This window comes from Actinoplanes siamensis (assembly GCF_016862395.1).
Taxonomy (GTDB): domain Bacteria; phylum Actinomycetota; class Actinomycetes; order Mycobacteriales; family Micromonosporaceae; genus Actinoplanes; species Actinoplanes siamensis.
Genome location: NZ_BOMW01000035.1, coordinates 93,471 through 109,876 on the forward strand (window position 1 = coordinate 93,471; position 16,406 = coordinate 109,876).

General features: G+C 72.1%; 15 protein-coding genes. 7 read left to right on the top strand and 8 right to left on the bottom strand.

All coding sequences use genetic code 11. The features are described from left to right. Window positions 1-115 precede the first annotated feature (115 nt). On the top strand, window positions 116-730 hold the full coding sequence (locus tag Asi03nite_RS19520; RefSeq protein WP_203681668.1) for a Maf family protein: 615 nt from the start codon (window positions 116-118) through the stop codon (window positions 728-730). 49 nt (window positions 731-779) lie between these two features. Here Asi03nite_RS19520 and Asi03nite_RS19525 read toward each other — a convergent pair whose 3' ends face one another. Further along, window positions 780-2,525 (bottom strand): acetyl/propionyl/methylcrotonyl-CoA carboxylase subunit alpha, encoded by a 1,746-nt coding sequence (locus Asi03nite_RS19525; protein WP_203681671.1) that lies wholly within the window; start codon window positions 2,523-2,525, stop codon window positions 780-782. Between the two features lie 93 nt (window positions 2,526-2,618). Between Asi03nite_RS19525 and Asi03nite_RS19530 the strand changes: the two genes are divergently transcribed. Next, window positions 2,619-3,386, top strand: a complete 768-nt coding sequence (locus Asi03nite_RS19530; protein WP_203681674.1) for an ArsR/SmtB family transcription factor — start codon at window positions 2,619-2,621, stop codon at window positions 3,384-3,386. On the opposite strand, the gene Asi03nite_RS19535 is transcribed toward Asi03nite_RS19530, so the two are convergent. After that, window positions 3,343-3,951 (bottom strand): TetR/AcrR family transcriptional regulator, encoded by a 609-nt coding sequence (locus Asi03nite_RS19535; RefSeq protein ID WP_203681677.1) that lies wholly within the window; start codon window positions 3,949-3,951, stop codon window positions 3,343-3,345. The two genes, Asi03nite_RS19530 and Asi03nite_RS19535, sit on opposite strands and share 44 nt — an antisense overlap. Before the next feature lie 302 nt (window positions 3,952-4,253). Between Asi03nite_RS19535 and Asi03nite_RS19540 the strand changes: the two genes are divergently transcribed. Further along, window positions 4,254-4,976: a DedA family protein gene (locus Asi03nite_RS19540; protein WP_203681680.1), complete on the top strand. Its 723-nt coding sequence runs from the start codon at window positions 4,254-4,256 to the stop codon at window positions 4,974-4,976. Here Asi03nite_RS19540 and Asi03nite_RS19545 read toward each other — a convergent pair. Further along, window positions 4,903-6,303, bottom strand: coding sequence for an NAD(P)H-quinone dehydrogenase (locus Asi03nite_RS19545; protein ID WP_203681683.1), 1,401 nt, complete (start codon window positions 6,301-6,303; stop codon window positions 4,903-4,905). The two genes, Asi03nite_RS19540 and Asi03nite_RS19545, sit on opposite strands and share 74 nt — an antisense overlap. A gap of 108 nt (window positions 6,304-6,411) precedes the next feature. On the opposite strand from Asi03nite_RS19545, the gene Asi03nite_RS19550 reads away from it, so the two are divergent. Then, the gene (locus Asi03nite_RS19550) at window positions 6,412-6,873 is read left to right on the top strand and encodes a gamma-glutamylcyclotransferase (protein WP_203681685.1); all 462 of its coding nucleotides are present in this window, start codon (window positions 6,412-6,414) and stop codon (window positions 6,871-6,873) included. Here the strand turns inward: Asi03nite_RS19550 and Asi03nite_RS19555 are convergent. From Asi03nite_RS19555 to Asi03nite_RS19570, 4 genes are all read right to left on the bottom strand, one after another. Continuing rightward, window positions 6,824-7,102, bottom strand: coding sequence for a hypothetical protein (locus tag Asi03nite_RS19555; RefSeq protein ID WP_239102784.1), 279 nt, complete (start codon window positions 7,100-7,102; stop codon window positions 6,824-6,826). The two genes, Asi03nite_RS19550 and Asi03nite_RS19555, sit on opposite strands and share 50 nt — an antisense overlap. A gap of 55 nt (window positions 7,103-7,157) precedes the next feature. Further along, on the bottom strand, window positions 7,158-7,895 hold the full coding sequence (locus Asi03nite_RS19560) for an SCO6745 family protein (protein ID WP_203681686.1): 738 nt from the start codon (window positions 7,893-7,895) through the stop codon (window positions 7,158-7,160). Between the two features lie 126 nt (window positions 7,896-8,021). Further along, window positions 8,022-9,035 (bottom strand): hypothetical protein, encoded by a 1,014-nt coding sequence (locus tag Asi03nite_RS19565; RefSeq protein WP_203681688.1) that lies wholly within the window; start codon window positions 9,033-9,035, stop codon window positions 8,022-8,024. Between the two features lies 1 nt (window position 9,036). Further along, complete coding sequence (locus tag Asi03nite_RS19570; RefSeq protein WP_203681689.1) at window positions 9,037-9,672, bottom strand: MBL fold metallo-hydrolase; 636 nt, start codon at window positions 9,670-9,672, stop codon at window positions 9,037-9,039. Between the two features lie 108 nt (window positions 9,673-9,780). Between Asi03nite_RS19570 and Asi03nite_RS19575 the strand changes: the two genes are divergently transcribed. After that, window positions 9,781-10,740 carry a DUF4349 domain-containing protein gene (locus Asi03nite_RS19575; protein ID WP_203681761.1) on the top strand — a complete coding sequence of 320 codons (960 nt, stop codon included), beginning with the start codon at window positions 9,781-9,783 and terminating at the stop codon, window positions 10,738-10,740. A gap of 319 nt (window positions 10,741-11,059) precedes the next feature. On the opposite strand, the gene Asi03nite_RS19580 is transcribed toward Asi03nite_RS19575, so the two are convergent. After that, window positions 11,060-12,316, bottom strand: a complete 1,257-nt coding sequence (locus Asi03nite_RS19580; protein WP_203681691.1) for an amidohydrolase — start codon at window positions 12,314-12,316, stop codon at window positions 11,060-11,062. A 483-nt stretch (window positions 12,317-12,799) separates the two neighbouring features. Between Asi03nite_RS19580 and Asi03nite_RS19585 the strand changes: the two genes are divergently transcribed. Together Asi03nite_RS19585 and Asi03nite_RS19590 are read left to right on the top strand one after the other, a co-directional pair. After that, window positions 12,800-14,719 (top strand): serine/threonine-protein kinase, encoded by a 1,920-nt coding sequence (locus tag Asi03nite_RS19585; protein ID WP_203681694.1) that lies wholly within the window; start codon window positions 12,800-12,802, stop codon window positions 14,717-14,719. Window positions 14,720-14,743: 24 nt separating this feature from the next. Next, window positions 14,744-16,396 (top strand): phospho-sugar mutase, encoded by a 1,653-nt coding sequence (locus Asi03nite_RS19590; protein WP_203681697.1) that lies wholly within the window; start codon window positions 14,744-14,746, stop codon window positions 16,394-16,396. Window positions 16,397-16,406: the final 10 nt, after the last annotated feature.

Sequence of the window (16,406 nt, forward strand, 5' to 3'; positions counted from 1 at the left end):
AAGCTCGGACCGGCGGTCCTTGGCGGCGTACGGGGCAGGCCGTGCCGAGGTTTCCCGGCTGAAGATGGGGCTTGCGTGCACTTTTGTACGACGGAGGCTTGTAGTCTCACTTTTCGTGCAGAGTGACAACGCGTACCGGCTTATCCTCGCGTCCGCCAGCCCGGCTCGGCGGGCACTGCTGACCGGGGCGGGAATCGACGCTGAGGTGATCGTCAGCGGCGTGGACGAGAGCGTCGTCGAGGCTGAGGACGCGTACACGCTGAGCCTCGCCCTCGCGCGGATGAAAGCGCGCACCGTCGCCGCGGAGCTGCCGGCGGATCCGGGGGCGCTGGTGCTCGGGTGTGATTCCGTGCTCGCCTTCGAAGGGGAGATCTTCGGGAAGCCGGCCGACGCGCAGGAGGCCACCCGGCGGTGGACGGCGATGCGCGGCAAGTCCGGGGTGCTGCACACCGGACACCATTTGACCGGGCTGGTCAGCGGGCGGCAGGCGGAGGCGGTCGGCACGACAGTGGTGCACTTCGCCGACGTCACCGACGCCGAGATCGAGGCGTACGTCGCTTCCGGGGAGCCGTTGCAGGTCGCCGGGGCGTTCACCCTCGACGGGCGCGGCGGAGCGTTCGTCGAGCGCATCGAGGGTGACCCGGGGAACGTGATCGGGCTGTCGCTGCCGTTGCTGCGGACGCTCCTCGCCGAGATGAACGTCCCGATCACTGCATTGTGGAGGAGTTAGGGAGGAGCCAGGCGGAAGGCGAAGCCGGCGAGGCGGATACCCGCGGGAGCTAGGCGATCGTGCAGATCACGGCGCCCGCGGTGACCGTGGCCCCGACCTCCAGCGACAGGCCCGACACGGTGCCCGCCTTGTGCGCCGGCAGCGGCTGCTCCATCTTCATCGCCTCCACCACCACGATCACGTCGCCCTCGTTGACCTGGTCGCCGTCCTGCACCGCCACCTTCACGATCGTGCCCTGCATCGGCGCGGTCAGGCTGTCGCCGCTCGCCGCCGCGGTGGCCGCCCCGCCACGCGGGCGGGTGGATCCGGCACGTCTGGCCGGGGCTGACGTCGTACCGCCGATCAGGTTCTTGGGGAGGCGGACCTCGATGCGCCGGCCGCCGACCTCGACCACGACGGTCTCGCGTTCGGCGGCCTCGCCCGGCGAGGCGCCGGCGCCGAACGGCGCCACCTCGTTGTTCCACTCCGTCTCGATCCAGCGGGTGTGCACGCTGAACGGCTCACCGGTGAACGCCGCGTCCCGGACCACCGCGCGGTGGAACGGCAGGACCGTCGCGATGCCCTCGATGACCGTCTCGTCCAGCACCCGGCGGGAGCGTTCCAGCGCCTGCTCCCGGGTCGCGCCGGTCACGATGATCTTCGCGAGCATGGAGTCGAAGTTTCCGCCGATGACGCTGCCTGTCTCGACCCCTGAGTCGACCCGCACGCCCGGCCCGGACGGCCAGTTCAGCGCGGTGACCTGGCCGGGCGCCGGGAGGAACCCGCGGCCCGCGTCCTCGCCGTTGATCCGGAACTCGATGGCGTGCCCCCGCGGCACCGGGTCCTCGGTGATCGCCAGGGGTTCGCCGGCCGCGATCCGGAACTGCTCGCGGACCAGGTCGATGCCGGCGGTCTCCTCGCTGACCGGGTGCTCCACCTGCAGCCGGGTGTTGACCTCCAGGAACGAGATGGTCCCGTCCTGGCCGACGAGGTATTCCACGGTGCCGGCGCCGTGGTAGCCGGCCTCCCGGCAGATCGCCTTCGCGCTCTCATGGATCTTGGAGCGTTGCGCGTCGGTGAGGAACGGCGCGGGCGCCTCCTCGACAAGTTTCTGGTGGCGGCGCTGCAGCGAGCAGTCGCGCGTGCCGACCACCACGACGTTGCCGTGCGTGTCCGCGATGACCTGGGCCTCGACGTGGCGCGGGCGGTCCAGGTACCGCTCGACGAAGCATTCGCCGCGCCCGAACGCGGCGACCGCCTCCCGGGTGGCGCTCTCGAACAGTGCCGGGATCTCCTCGACGGTGCGGGCCACCTTGAGGCCGCGGCCGCCGCCGCCGAAGGCGGCCTTGATCGCCACCGGCAGGCCGTGCCGCTCGGCGAAGGCGACGATCTCGGAGGCGTCCGCTACCGGGTCCGGGGTGCCGGGGACGAGCGGCGCCCCCGCGCGCTGCGCGATGTGCCGCGCGGTGACCTTGTCCCCGAGGTCGCGGATCGCCTGCGGGCCCGGCCCGATCCAGGTCAGACCACTTTCCAGTACGGCCTGGGCGAACTCGGCGTTCTCCGAGAGGAACCCGTATCCGGGGTGCACGGCGTCGGCGCCCGAGCGCTTCGCGACGTCGATCAGCTTGTCGATCCGCAGGTACGTGTCGGCGGCGGTCTCGCCGTCCAGTGCGTACGCCTCGTCGGCGAGCCGGGCGTGAGGCGCGTCGCGGTCACTGTCGGCGTAGACGGCGACGCTGCCGAGGCCGGCGTCCTTGCAGGCCCGGATGACCCGGAGGGCGATCTCGCCGCGGTTGGCGATCAATATCTTCCGCACGGCTAGAAGCCTAACGGCAGTTCAGCCCGGAGTCCTTCTCGCGTTTGATCCTTTTCTTGATATGCAGCCATCTGGCTGCGTATCCTGGTCGCGATGGACGACGTGTTCAAGGCTCTGGCCGATCCCAGCCGCCGCCACCTGCTCGACAGCCTCAACCGGCGCGACGGCCAGACGCTGGGCGAGCTCTGCTCCGGCCTGGACATGGCCCGGCAGTCGGTCAGCAAACACCTGGCCGTCCTGGAATCTGCCGGCCTGGTGACGACCACCCGGCGCGGCCGGGAGAAGCTGCACCACCTCAACGCCGAGCCGGTCAACGCCATCGCCGACCGCTGGATCAGCAGATATCACCGCGGGCGCGTGCAGGCGCTCGCCGACCTCAAGACCACATTGGAGGGCACGCCCATGGGCTTCACCTACACCACCTACATCGCCACCACGCCGGAGAAGCTCTGGCAGGCGCTCACCGATCCGGAGTTCACCAGTCAGTACTGGGGTGTGGAGTTCGACACCGACTGGACGGCCGGCGCACCGATCACCTGGAAGCTGGACGGCCTGTCGATCACCGACCCGGAACAGGTGGTGCTGGAGTCGGTGCCGGGATCGCGGCTGTCGTACACCTGGCACACGTTCACCCCGGAGTTCGTGGCGAAACACCGGCTGCCCGAGTCGATGTCCACGGAGAGCCGGTCGACGGTGACGTTCAACATCGAGCAGGCCGGCAAGCTGGTCAAGCTGACCGTCACCCACGACGACTTCGACACCGGCAGCACCGCCCTGGAGATGGTCCGGGAGGGCTGGCCGTCGATCCTGTCCAGCCTCAAGACGCTTCTGGAGACGGGATCACCCCTGCGTGCAGAGTGAAGACCCGCCCGAGGATCACCCGAGCCGCCTCGACCGGATCCTCCGCGGCGCTGTCCGGAAAGGCGCCGCTCAGCCACAGCGTGGCGAACCCGTGCACCATCGACCACGCGGCGAGAGCCACCTCACGCACCTCCTCCGAGGCCACCGCCGGCGCGTCCGGCAGATCGGCCATCCCCGCGTACAGGGCGTCCGCCGCCCGCTGCCGGGCGGCCAGCAGATCCGGGTCGGCGGCGTGATAGAGGTCGGTGCGGAACATCACCTCGAACGTGCCCCGGTGGGCCAGGGCGAACCGGAGGTACGTCACCCCGAGCTCCAGCAGGCTGTTGCTGGCCAGCCGCGACGTGCCCAGGGCCTTGGCGAGTTGCTGGAAACCGTCGGTGGCCAGCGCGGTGAGCAGGCCCGCCTTGTCCGCGAAGTGGTGACCGGGCGCGGCGTGCGACACGCCGGCCCGGCGGGCCAGGTCGCGCATGCTCAGCGAATTCACCCCGGACTCGGCGATCGCCTCGGCGGCCGCCGACAGCAGGGCGCGCCGCAGGTCACCGTGGTGATACCGCTGCCTCGTCATCGATCGAGCATAACTAGACGCTGACAAGATGGCGGGCGGGCCGCCGATACGGGACCTACCGGCGGCCCGGGGCCACGGCGCGTCGGAACGGGGGATCCGGCGCCGTCGGGCCCGCGACAACCGTACGCCCCGGCCCGGCCCGCCCGGCGAGAAAATCCGGGGCGATACCCGGCCCTCCGGCCGTACCGTGGCGGGCATCACGGCCTTGTTCACAACGGGGAGGCGCATGCTGAACACAGCGCCCTCTCAGGTGCGCTCGCGGAGAATGCCGTGAGCCCTGAATCCGCGAGGTGGCCCCTGCGATGACCGATCTGCTGACGATGCTCACCTCGCCGGCCTGGGTCTACCTCGCGCTCTTCGGGTTTCTCGCGGTGGACGCCCTGATTCCGGTCATCCCGATCCAGGCCATCATGATCACCTCGGGGGCGCTGACCGTCTACGGCGATCTGCATCTGGCCGCGGTGATCCTGGTCGGCGCGCTGGGCATGTTCACCGGCGACACCGTCGCGTACGTGCTGGGCCGCTCCACCGGACGCCACCTGGGCGCCCTTCACGCCCGGTTTGCCCCGCCCAGCGAGGATAGTGAGAATTCGCGGAACAAGCAGCGAGCCCGGAAGGCGGCCGAGCGCTTCACCCGGGGCCTACGCCGCCCCGGCCCGCTCGTGGTGCTGCTCTGCCGGTTCGTCCCGGGCGGCCGGATGGCCGCCGGATACAACGCCGGCCGCACCGGCTACCCGATCCGGCACTTCGTCGGGTACGACGGCGCGGCCGCGCTCTGCTGGGCCAGTTACGGCGGGCTGGTCGGGCACCTGGGCGGCACCGCGGTCACCCAGTCCGCCTGGCGACTGTTCGCGATCGCGGCCGGCGCCGCCCTGGTGTTCGGGACGGCCGGCTGGATCCTGGCCCTCTTCGGCGGCAAGCCCGACGAGGTGGACGAGCCCGCCGAGCCGGTCACTGAATCTCGTGCAGCATCAACTGACGAGCAGCTTCCGCGATCGACCCGGACAGCGACGGATAGATCGTGATCGTGTGGGCCAACTGGTCCACTGTCAGGTTGTTCTCGATCGCCATGGTGATCGGCAGGATCAGCTCGCTCGCCTTCGGCGCCACCACCACACCGCCGACGATCTGACCGGTCGCCGGGCGGCAGAACAACTTCACGAAACCGTCCTGCAGACCGGCCATCTTGGCCCGCGCGTTGCCGGTCAGCGGCAGCATCACCTGACGCGCCGGGGTCCGGCCGGAGTCCACCTCGTTCTGCGAGACGCCGACGGTGGCCAGCTCCGGGTCGGTGAACACGTTCGCCGAGACGGTGCGCAGGCGCAGCGGGGCCACCGCCTCGCCCATCGCGTGCCAGATCGCGATCCGGCCCTGCATGGCGGCGACGCTGGCCAGCGGCAGCACCCCGGTGCAGTCGCCGGCCGCGTAGATGCCCGGCACGTTGGTGCGCGACACCCGGTCGACGGTGACGTAGCCGCCGTCGCCGACCGCCACGCCGTACTCCGCCAGGCCCAGATCTGCCGTGTTCGGCACGGCGCCGACCGCGATCAGCGCGTGCGAGGCCTCGATCACCTGGCCGCTGGAGAGGGTCACCCGCACGCCGTCGCCGGTGTTGACCACCGAGTCGCCGCGGGACTGGCTGAGAATGGTCATCCCGCGGTCGCGGAACACCCGCTCGATCGCCATCGCCGCGTCGGCGTCCTCGTGCGGCATCACCCGCTCGCGGCTGGAGACCAGGGTGACCTTGGTGCCCATCGCGAGATAGGCGCTGGCGAACTCGGCGCCGGTCACGCCGGAGCCGATCACGACCAGGTGCTCGGGGAGCTCGGTCAGGTCGTACACCTGGCGCCAGTCGAGGATGCGGTCACCGTCCGGACGGGCGGTCGGCAGCACCCGCGGGGTGGCCCCGGTGGCCAGCAGGACCGTGTCGGCCTCCACCGCGTACGGCTGGCCCTCCTCCGGGGTGATCAGCACCTGATGGGTGTGGCCGAGCCGGTCCTCGCCCAGCCGGGCCCGGCCGCGCACCACGTCCACGCCGGCCTTGACCAGCTTGGTCTGGATGTCGCCGGACTGCGCCAGCGCGAGCCTCTTCACCCGCTCGTTGACCGCCACCGCGTCGACGCTGACCCCGTCCAGCCCACTGGAGCGGATCCCGAAGCGGTCGTTGTGGCGGTGCCCGGTCATCACCTCGGAGCTGGCGATGAAAGTCTTGGACGGCACACAGTCGGTCAGCACGCAGGCGCCACCCGGCCCGTCCGCCTCGACCAGGGTCACGTCGGCATCGAGTTGCGCGGCGACCAGGGCCGCCTCGTACCCGCCCGGTCCCCCGCCGATGATCACGATCCGACTCACGATTACCTGACCTCCAACGCTTTCCCTGCGGCGTAAAAGCCCCATCGAACGTGCCGACACGCACCACTCATATTCTCACCGACCGTAGATCCGGCTATCGTCGTCGCCGTGCGTCATTACGCCGCGTATGGCTCGAACCTGGACCCAGCCCGCATGCTGGCCTACTGTCCGCACTCGCCGATGGTCGGCGTGGGGTGGATCGAGGGCTGGCGCCTGACCTTCGCCGGGGAAGGGGAAATCGGCTGGGAGGGGGCGGTGACGACGATCGTCGAGTCGCCCGGCGACCGCGTCTTCGTCTCCCTGTACGACGTGCATCCGTGGGATGCGGCGCAGCTCGACGAGGTCGAGGGGGTGCCCGCCGGGACGTACCAGAAGCTCACCGTGCGTGTATCGACGCTCGACGGTGAGGTGCCCGCCTGGGTCTACGTCTTCGCCGGTTACGAGGGCGGCCTGCCCACCACGTGGTATCTCTCCGAGATCGCCAACGCGGCCGAGAAGGCCGGCGCCCCCGACGACTACGTCAGCGACCTGCGCCGGCGCCCGACCCGGACGGCCTCCCCGGAGGCCTGACGCCGGCCGCCGCCACGGTGGTCTGATACACGTTCGCCCGGTAGAGCGGGGTCATCCCGACCTTCCGGTAGAGGCGCGCGGCCTCCGTCGGGTTCGCCATGTCCACACCGAGCCCGGCCTGCGACCGCCCCTTGGCCGCGTAGGCGGCGAACGCGTGGAACTCCAGCATCGCCGGCACGTCGCCGAGCGTGGGCCGGCGGATGCTCCAGCCGGGCCGAAGCGCGCTCATGCCGGGATCCGACCACGCCCGGCGGGCCGTTGCCAACCAATTTCACCCGGACGGCTCAGCGCGCGAACCGGTGACCCAGCGACTCCAGCAGACCGGCCAGCTCCACCCGCTCGGTCCGGTCCAGGACCGCGAAAGCCTGCCCGGCCAGCGAGTTCGCCACCGCCTCGGCCCACATCAGCCGCCGCACCAGGGGGCCGGCCGCCGGATACGGCGACTGCCACCCGAGCGCCACCGCCCCGGTCTCGCCCTCCGGCCCGGCGATGATCGCCTCCAGCGGCGTCAGCCCGCCGGCCCGGACCGCGATCACATGCACCCCCTGCCGGTGCTCGTGCAGCAGATGCAGCAGCACCGCGGCCCGCGCCCCGGGCTCCTGGCTCGGCACCGGCATCGCCCGCCAGGCCGCGAACAGCGGCAGACCCGCCGGATCCACCCCGTCCACCACCCGCTCGGCGAGCTCCAGCAGCCGGCCCAGCCGCGGGAATGCGCCCACCTGCTCCTCGCCCCAGGTGCACAGCTCGCGCAGGTGCCAGGTCGCCACCTCGGACGGCTGCGAGCTCTTCGCCGTCGACTCCCAGCCCTCGGTGACCGCCTCCGGCGCGATGAACGCGATCGCCGCCGCCACCGTCTCCGGCCGCACGTCACCGAGCGCTCCGGCCCGGGCCGAGACGTGGTACGCCCAGCCGGAGAGTCCCAACAGGCGGGCCCGGCGCAGGGTCTGCGGCGATTCGGCGAAGGCTCCGACGATGGTGGCGACGCTCGCCTTGGCGTTGGCCGCTGCCTGTTCGGGGGTCACCGCCCGATTCTGCTCTCCCTGACCGATTAAATAAAACGCTCTAGTTAGTACTCCCTATCCCGGCTTGAGATCGCATGACGCGGGACCGGGCTTGGCGGGGTCCGGGCAGGGTCGGGGCCGGGCGGATCAGGGGTTGGTCATCAGGTCGTCGAGGGCGGCTTGGACGTCGCCCACCCGGCGGCGGGCGGTGGCGGTCTCGCGTTCGGCGGTGCGGCGGGCCAGTTTGCGGCGAGCCACCTCGGCGACCGCTTCCGTACGGCGGCGCTCCAGCTCGGCCAGCTGCGCCTCCAAGTCGTCGACCAGGTCCTCGGCGTCGCGTTCGGCGGCCTCCGCTCGTACCAGTTGTTCGTCGGCACGCCGCTCGGCCGCCTCCGCCGAGGCCAGATCGCGTTCCAGCTCCCGGCGTCGCCGCTTGTTCTCCCGGCGGCGGCGTTCCCGGACGGCCCGCTCGCGTGCCTCCCGCGCCGACAGCTCCCGAGCCTCTCCCTCCCGGGCGGCCTGTTCGGCGGCTGTCCCCGGCGTATCCTCCCGGCTGTCGCCTGCGGCGATCCGCGCCGGCCGCTTCTGGGCACCGTCCGGCGCGGCACGCCCCGGCGGCTCGGCGGCGTCGGAGGAGAGGTCGTCGTCCCCGCCCGTGATCAGGCGCAGGCGGGGACGCGGGACCTCACCGAAACCGGCGTACGCCGCGGCGCGGATCAACCGGCCGGTCCGGACCTGGTCGGCGACCTCCGGGTCGGCGAGGGCCGCGGTGAACGTCGCCTCCACCTCGTCCAGCGGCAGCTTCGACGCCCCGGCGCCGGCCGCCACCGCGAGCTTGCGGGCCGCCGCGACCAGGGCCGACACGAAGACGCGGCGCTGCTGGGACAGTTCGCGCAGCTGGTCGCCCTGCAGCTCGCGCTGGGCGGCCCGGAGCGCTCCGGAGAGCTGGACCAGTTCGCTGATCAGGTCCGGCCGGCGGCGGGCCAGCAGGTTGACCACCCAGGCGGCCACGGTGGGCTTCTTCAGCGCGGCGAGCCGCTTGGCCGCCTCCCGGTCGCCCGCCGAGCGGGCCGCCGCGATCGCGGCGGCCCGGGTCGCCACGAAACCGTCCGGCGGCTCCTCGTAGAGCCGCCGGACCACGTCGTCGATCAGGTTCGGCACGTCAGTCGAGCGTGGCGCCGGGTGCCAGGTGCTGGTAGCGGGTCTCGGAGAAATTCTCCAGGTGACCGTCGGAGACGGCCGCGCCGCGTTCGTTGAGCAGGCCGTCGTGGATGGCGATGGCCCGGTCCGGCCGGACCGCGCGGGTGAACTCCAGGGCCTCGGAGATCTTCAGCCACGGCGCGTTGAGCGGGACGCACAGAGTGTCGACCGGGGTGTCGTCCGGAACCACGAACGAGTCGCCGGGGTGGTAGACGTTCGTGTTCCCGTCCGAGATCAGATACCCGAGATTGACGATCCTCGGGACGTAGGGGTGGATCACGGCGTGCTGTCCGCCATACGCCCGCAGGGCGAAGCCCGCGGCCGCGAACTCCGCGCCGGGCGCCACCGGCGTGGTCGCCTCGGCGACCTCGCCGAGCTTCTTCAGGACCTCCTCGTGCGCGAAGATCCGCAGATCGGGCCGGCGGGACACGGCCGCGGTGACCGCCGCCACGTCCAGGTGGTCGAAGTGCTCGTGGGTGATCACCACGGCATCCGCACCGTCCAGTACCGACTTCTCGGAGAATTCGCCCGGATCGACGACGAGCACCCCCGCCCCCTCGATCCGTAGACAGGAATGAGTGAACTTCGTGACACGCACGGTGCTCCTCCGTCGCTGAATCGTGACCGGTCATCTCGCAGTCTGCCGGAACCGGGAACCGGCTGCCGAACGTCCCAGCGGTCAGTCGTACCGACGATCGGAGTGATGATGCGGAAACGGGGATACATCTGGTTCGGCGCCGTGCTGATCAGCGGCGCGCTCCTGGCCGGCTGCGGCGCCGGCAGCGCCTCCGACGACGCGGCCTCGTCGACCGGCGGCGAGGCCGCCGCGCCCGCCGCGGGTCGGGCCGAGCCGGCGCCGGCGGACCAGCGCCAGGCCGGCGCCGGCAGCACCGGGCAGGGCAAGGACACCACGGCACAGGCGCCGGACCTGAGCGTGGAGCAGCGTTCGATCATCTACACCGGCACGATCACCGTCCAGGTCGAGGACGTCAACGCGGCAGCGGCCCAGGCTCTCGGAATCGCCGGCGGGACCGGCGGCTTCGTCGCCGGCGACGAGCGGCAGAGCGGCGGGGGCGGCGCCGACACGGCGACGATGAAGCTGCGCATCCCGGCCGCCAGATTCGGCGCGGCGCTGGAACAGATCGCCAAGCTGGGTACGGAGAAGAATCGGGCGATCACCACCGAGGACGTCACCGAGCAGGTGGTCGACCTGGACGCCCGGATCGCGGTCCAGCAGGCCCGGGTGGACAGCGGCCGCAAGCTGCTCGGTCAGGCCAAGTCACTGAACGACCTGGTGATGCTGGAGAAGGAAGTGGCCACCCGGGAGTCGGACCTGGCGTCCCTGCAGGCCAAGAAGCGCCGCCTCGCCGATCTGTCCGCGCTCAGCACGGTCACCGTGGTCCTGCTCGGCCCGGAGGCACCGGCCGCCGGCGACGACGATCCGGCGGGGTTCCTCGGTGGGCTCAAGGGCGGGTGGGACGCGTTGGTCGCCTCGCTGGGGGTGCTGCTCACCGTCCTCGGCGCGCTGCTGCCGTGGATCGTCGCGCTGGGGCTGCCGGCGTGGGGGACGCTGTGGTTCGCGCGCCGTTATCGCCGGGCTCGCGGGAACCGGGAGCCCGCGGCCGCGCCGCCGGCGCCGCCGGCGGAATCGCCGGCCGCTCCGTAGCCGGCCCCGGCCCGCCGTAGCGGGCTCCGCCTCACGCTCGGGCTTCTCACCCGGGGTGGCGAGAGACCGCAGGTGACGAAGGCGTCGGCGCGGCTTGCGGTATCCGGCTGGTGCTCATGGAATGGCGCAGGCCACGCCGAACAGCGCGGTTCGCACGAGACCGCGCATACCGACGCGATTCCGCAGAGGTCGCCGGAGCGGCATGTCCGCGGAAGCGGCGCACCCGCGGAAGCGGCGGATGGTGGCGAGAGCGGCCCGCGAAGGTGGCGGGTTGGAAGGCGCCGGGGCTGGAAGGTGCCGGGGTTAGAAGGTGCCGGGGTTAGAAGGTGCCGGAGGAAAGGGCGGCCAGAGCCGTATGAGCCATCACCCGGATCCCGTGCCCCATGCAACTCTCGTCCACGTCGAAGTCCCCCTGGTGCAGATCGTGCCGCACATCCGACCCGGGCACCCCGGTCCCCAGGCGGATCATCGCGCCCGGAACGTGCTCCAGGTAGAACGAGAAGTCCTCCCCACCCATGCTGATCTCCGCCTCGACCACCCGGTCGGCCCCGAGAGCGGCCCCCGCGGCGCCGGCGATGATCGCCGTAGCCATCCGGTCGTTGATCACCGGTGGGACGCCGCGCTTGTAGTCGACCTCGACCTCGGCCCCGGTGGCGGCCACCACGTCCCGGATCAGCTTGGTGATCATCTCGGGGGCCTCGCGCCAGGCCTGCCGGTTGAGGATGCGGACCGTGCCGCTGACCTCGCCGGTGCCGGGGATCGCGTTGAACGCCTGACCGGCGTGCACCGAGCCCCAGACCAGCGAGACCCCGGCGCGCGGGTCGACCCGGCGGTCCAGCAGGGCCGGCACGTCGACGATCACCCGGCCCAGCGCGTGCACCAGGTCGGCGGTCAGGTGCGGGCGCGCGGTGTGCCCGCCCGGACCGGACAGCATCACCCGGACCGTGTCGGCGGCCGCGGTGAACGGGCCGGAGCGCACCCCGACCAGGCCGGACGGCAGTTGCGGGTAGCAGTGCAGGGCGTAGATCGCGGACACGTCCTTGAGCCCGCCCGCGGCGATCACCTCGGGCGCGCCGGACGGGATGGCCTCCTCGCCGGGCTGGAACAGCAGTCGCACCCGGCCGGGCAGCTCACCCTGCTCGTCGAGCTTGGCCAGGGCCAGGCCGAGGCCGAGCAGCACGGTGGTGTGCACGTCGTGGCCGCAGGCGTGGGCCAGTTTCTCGACGGTGCTGCGGTAGGGCACGTCCTTGAGGTCGTGCAGCGGCAGCGCGTCCAGGTCGGCCCGGAACGCGATCACCCGGTCACCGGAGCCGACGTCGCAGATCACGCCGTTGCCGCGGGGCATCAGGCGCGGCGACAGGCCGGCCACGGTCAGCTCCCGGGCGATCAGCGCGGCGGTCTCGAACTCGGAGTGTGACGGCTCCGGGTGGGCGTGGATGTGCCTGCGGATTGCGACCAGCTCGGCTCCCCGGGCGGCGAGCCAGCGGTCCAGCCGGCCGGGGAGGGGGTCGGCACCGGGCTCGGGCTCGGTCCACGCCGTATCGGCACCTCCGGGTGCCGTCAGAGCAGTAGTCACGTCGGGTTCCAGATCACTCTCGGGTTTCGTCGGGTTTGGCGACGCGCGACAGCTTAGTCCGAATTTGGTCACGCTGTGTAACGGTCGGGTAAACATGGCCGGCCCCGATGGTGCGGCGCTGCGGACGGGTTCGAGGCGGGTGCGGGAGGTCGTCCCGGCCCGCCGACTCCATCAACGGGTAGCGAATCGCAGAGGTGACGCGACACACCACTAGTACGTTTCACCCTGGCACGAAGTCGCACGCGATCCCCGCCCAACGGGAGGACGTCCGTGCTTCCGGTGGCGGCATCAAACCGATCCGCCAATAAGCATTGTCCGGAAGATGTAAGGAAGATCACGTCGATACCCCCACCGTCGGCCACCCGGCAGCTACCCTGGGTCGTTTCCTGATGAACACTGCGGACGCGACTTTCGTTGCGACAGGCGACCGGGCAAGATAGCTCCGTTGGCCCAGCCCCCTAGACCCCCTCGGTGGCATCCTCAGTGACTCAGATTCCAACGTGGAGCAGCGGCGACGCGGCCTCCCTCAGCGGACGCGCGGCCCCGGGCACGCTGATCGGCGGGCGGTACACGCTGCGCGCCGCAGTGGGTCACGGCGGCATGGGCACGGTCTGGCGCGCGGCGGACACGCTGCTGCGCCGCGACGTGGCGATCAAGGAGGTCATCCTCCCACCCGGCCTGGCGCCCAGCGACCGCGACGCGATGTACGAGCGGACCATGCGCGAGGCCCGGGCCGCCGCCGCGCTGCAGCACCCCGCTGTCGTCCAGGTCTACGACGTCGTCCACGAGAACGGGCGTCCCTGGATCGTGATGGAGCTGCTGGACGCGCGCAGCCTCGCGGACATGGTGATCGAGGACGGGCCGGTCGCGCCGCGGGTGGTCGCCAAGATCGGCATCGCCCTGCTCGGCGCGCTGGAGGTGGCGCACGCGCACGGCGTGCTGCACCGCGACGTCAAGCCGGCGAACGTGCTGATCTGCCAGGACGGCCGCTGTGTGCTCACCGACTTCGGCGTCGCCCGGATGCCCACCGACGTGCAACTGACCACGCCCGGCATGGTGCTCGGCTCGCCGCACTTCATCTCCCCCGAGCGGGCCATGGGGCAGGACTTCGGCCCGCCCAGCGACCTGTTCTCGCTCGGCGTGACGCTCTACACGGCGATCGAGGGCCGCCCGCCGTTCGACAAGGGCGACCCGATCGAGACCATGCACGCGGTGGTCGAGGACCCGCCCGCCCCGGTGGTGCGGGCCGGCTCGCTCACCCCGGTGCTGATGGGCCTGTTGGAGAAGAACCCGGCGCAGCGGATGGACGTGCAGACCGCCCGCACCCTGCTGCGGCAGCAGTTGGCCGGCCCGCTGGCCAGCAAGAGCCCGCCGCACATGATGACCGACCCCTATTCGGTGGTGCCCGCGACACGGCCGGTGTCGCCGCCGCCCGCGGCCGAGACGCAGCAGATCCCGCCGCAGCCCACCGGCCAGATCGGCGGCCGCGCCATGCTCTCGCCGGGCGAGTCGCTCACCGACCATCTGAGCAAGCTGGAGCAGCAGAACTCGGGCGGCGGCCGGCGGCGGGCCCCCGAGCCGGCCGGCGCGGCGTACCCGACCGGCGTCCTGCCGGCCCACCAGGTGCCGCAGCCGACCGGTCCGACCAGCGTCATCCCGCCGCAGAGCGTCTGGCAGCAACCGGCCGGCGCGCGGCCGGGCACAGTGGTGACCAGCCCCGCCGCGAAACGCCGGATGGCGCTGCAGAACGCGACGCAGGCGGTGCAGGACAGCACCTCCCGCGCCGTCCGGACGTTCCGGGGCTGGCCGCGCAACAAGCAGCTGGCGGTCGGCGGCGGCGCCGCGGCCGCGCTGCTGGCGATCATCCTGATCTTCTCGCTGACCGGTGGCGACGACGGGGCGACCCCGCCGGCCTCGGTGGCCCAGCCGCAGGACAACGCGGCCGCCGCGGCCGCCGGTGTGCAGACCCAGGACTACTCCGGCAACAAGGCCATCTCGGTGAAGGTGCCGGCCGGCTGGAAGCGCACCGCCGGCGGGACGTATGTGGACTACATCGACCCGGACGACAAGCTGCGCAAGGTGCGTGTGCTGGCCGAGCCGGGCAAGGCCACGCCGCAGCGGTTCGTCACCGAGATCGCGCCGAACGGGTTGAAGAAGTCGGCGAACTGCCCGAGTCCGTTCAAGTCGCTGAGCACCAACTCGGACGTGCAGGTCGCCGGGCGCCCCGCCGCCGAGCTGGAGTACACGTGCGGCACCGGCGACGCGATGCGCCACGGCATCTGGCGGATGACCCAGGTCGACGGGACGATGTACTCGTTCTTCCTGACCACTCCGGCCGCCGAGTTCGACGACAGCAAGAAGTACTTCGCGGCGATGGCGGAGAGCTTCCAGCTCAACCAGTGACGGCTGGTGTGCTATCAATCCGTAATGGCACCAGAAGTTGATATTGAGCTGAGGGCGGCGGCCGAAGCCTGGCTCGCGGACGATCCGGATCCGGCGAGCCGGGCCGAGCTGCGGGAACTGATCGACGGGCTGCCGGCCACCGCCGCCGAGCTGCGCGACCGGTTCACCGGCCCCCTCACCTTCGGCACCGCCGGGTTGCGCGGGCGGCTCCGCGCCGGGCCGAACGGGATGAATCTCGCGGTGGTCACCCGCGCCGCGGCCGGCCTGGTGGCCTGGCTGGACGAGCAGGGCGGCCGGGGTCCGCTGGTGATCGGGTTCGACGCCCGGCACGGCTCACGCGAGTTCGCCGAGCGGACCGCCCGGGTGGCGACCGCCGCCGGCCGTGCGGCGCTGCTGCTGCCGCGGGTGCTGCCCACCCCGGTGCTGGCGTACCTGGTGCGCTCCCTGGACGCGGTGGCCGGTGTGATGGTCACGGCCAGTCACAACCCGCCGCAGGACAACGGCTACAAGGTCTATCTCGGCGCGCAGTTGGGCGGTCCGGCCGGCGACGGCGCGCAGATCGTGCCGCCGGCCGACGCCGGCATCGAGGCGGCCATCCGGGCGGTCGCGAGCGCCGCCTCGGTTCCGCTGGGCGACGCGGGCACGGTCCTGGACGAGACGACCGTTGCCGGGTACGTCCGGAACGCCGCCGCCGTCCTGACCGAGAACGGCCCCCGCGACCTCACCGTCGCGTACACCCCGCTGCACGGCGTCGGCGGCGGCACTCTGGCCGAGGCGTTCACGGCGGCCGGGTTCGCCGCGCCGGCCGTGGTGGCCGACCAGGCCGAGCCGGACCCGGAGTTCCCCACCGTCGCGTTTCCCAACCCGGAGGAGCCGGGCGCGATGGACCACCTGATCGCGCTGGCCGGCACGACCGGGGCGGACCTGGCGATCGCGAACGACCCGGACGCGGACCGCTGCGCGGTGGCGATCCCGGGCCCGGACGGCACGTGGCGGCCGCTGCGCGGGGACGAGCTGGGGGTGCTGCTGGCCGACCATCTGATCCGGCGGGGCGTGCCCGGCGCGTACGCCACCACGATCGTCTCGTCGGCCCTGCTGGGCCGTCTGTGCGCGGCGCGCGGCGTGCCCTACGCGGAGACCCTGACCGGCTTCAAGTGGATCGTGCGGGCCGCTGAGGACCTCGCGTTCGGCTACGAGGAGGCGCTCGGCTACTGCGTCGCCCCGGCGCTGGTGCGCGACAAGGACGGCATCACCGCCGCGCTGACCGTCGCCGAGTTGGCCGCCGGGCTCAAGGCCGAGGGGCGCACGCTCGGCGACCGGCTGGACGAGCTGGCGGTCGAGTTCGGCGTGCACGCCACCGACCAGCTGTCGGTGCGGGTGGAGGACCTGGCCGAGATCGGCGCCGCGATGGGACGGGCCCGGCGCCGCCCGCCGGCCTCGCTGCTCGGCGCCCAGGTGACAGAGGTCCTGGACCGTCTGCCGGAGAACGACGTGCTGACCTTCGCGACCGCTGCGGCCCGCGTGGTGATCCGCCCGTCCGGGACCGAGCCGAAGCTCAAGGCGTACCTCGAAGTGGTCGAACCGGTAGCGGACGGTGACGTGCCGGCGGCCCGGAGCCGCGCCTCGGCCGGGCTGCGGGCGCTGCGCGCCGAGATCGCGGCGGTTCTCGGGGTCTGATCGGGCCTCC

Bases quoted from the DNA above. Each gene is read 5' to 3' on its own strand.
- Asi03nite_RS19555 (WP_239102784.1), bottom strand. From the start codon at position 7,102: ATGAGCGCGCTTCGGCCCGGCTGGAGCATCCGCCGGCCCACGCTCGGC.
- Asi03nite_RS19540 (WP_203681680.1), top strand. From the start codon at position 4,254: ATGACCGATCTGCTGACGATGCTCACCTCGCCGGCCTGGGTCTACCTC.
- Asi03nite_RS19535 (WP_203681677.1), bottom strand. From the start codon at position 3,951: ATGACGAGGCAGCGGTATCACCACGGTGACCTGCGGCGCGCCCTGCTG.
- Asi03nite_RS19575 (WP_203681761.1), top strand. From the start codon at position 9,781: ATGCGGAAACGGGGATACATCTGGTTCGGCGCCGTGCTGATCAGCGGC.
- Asi03nite_RS19590 (WP_203681697.1), top strand. From the start codon at position 14,744: ATGGCACCAGAAGTTGATATTGAGCTGAGGGCGGCGGCCGAAGCCTGG.
- Asi03nite_RS19530 (WP_203681674.1), top strand. From the start codon at position 2,619: ATGGACGACGTGTTCAAGGCTCTGGCCGATCCCAGCCGCCGCCACCTG.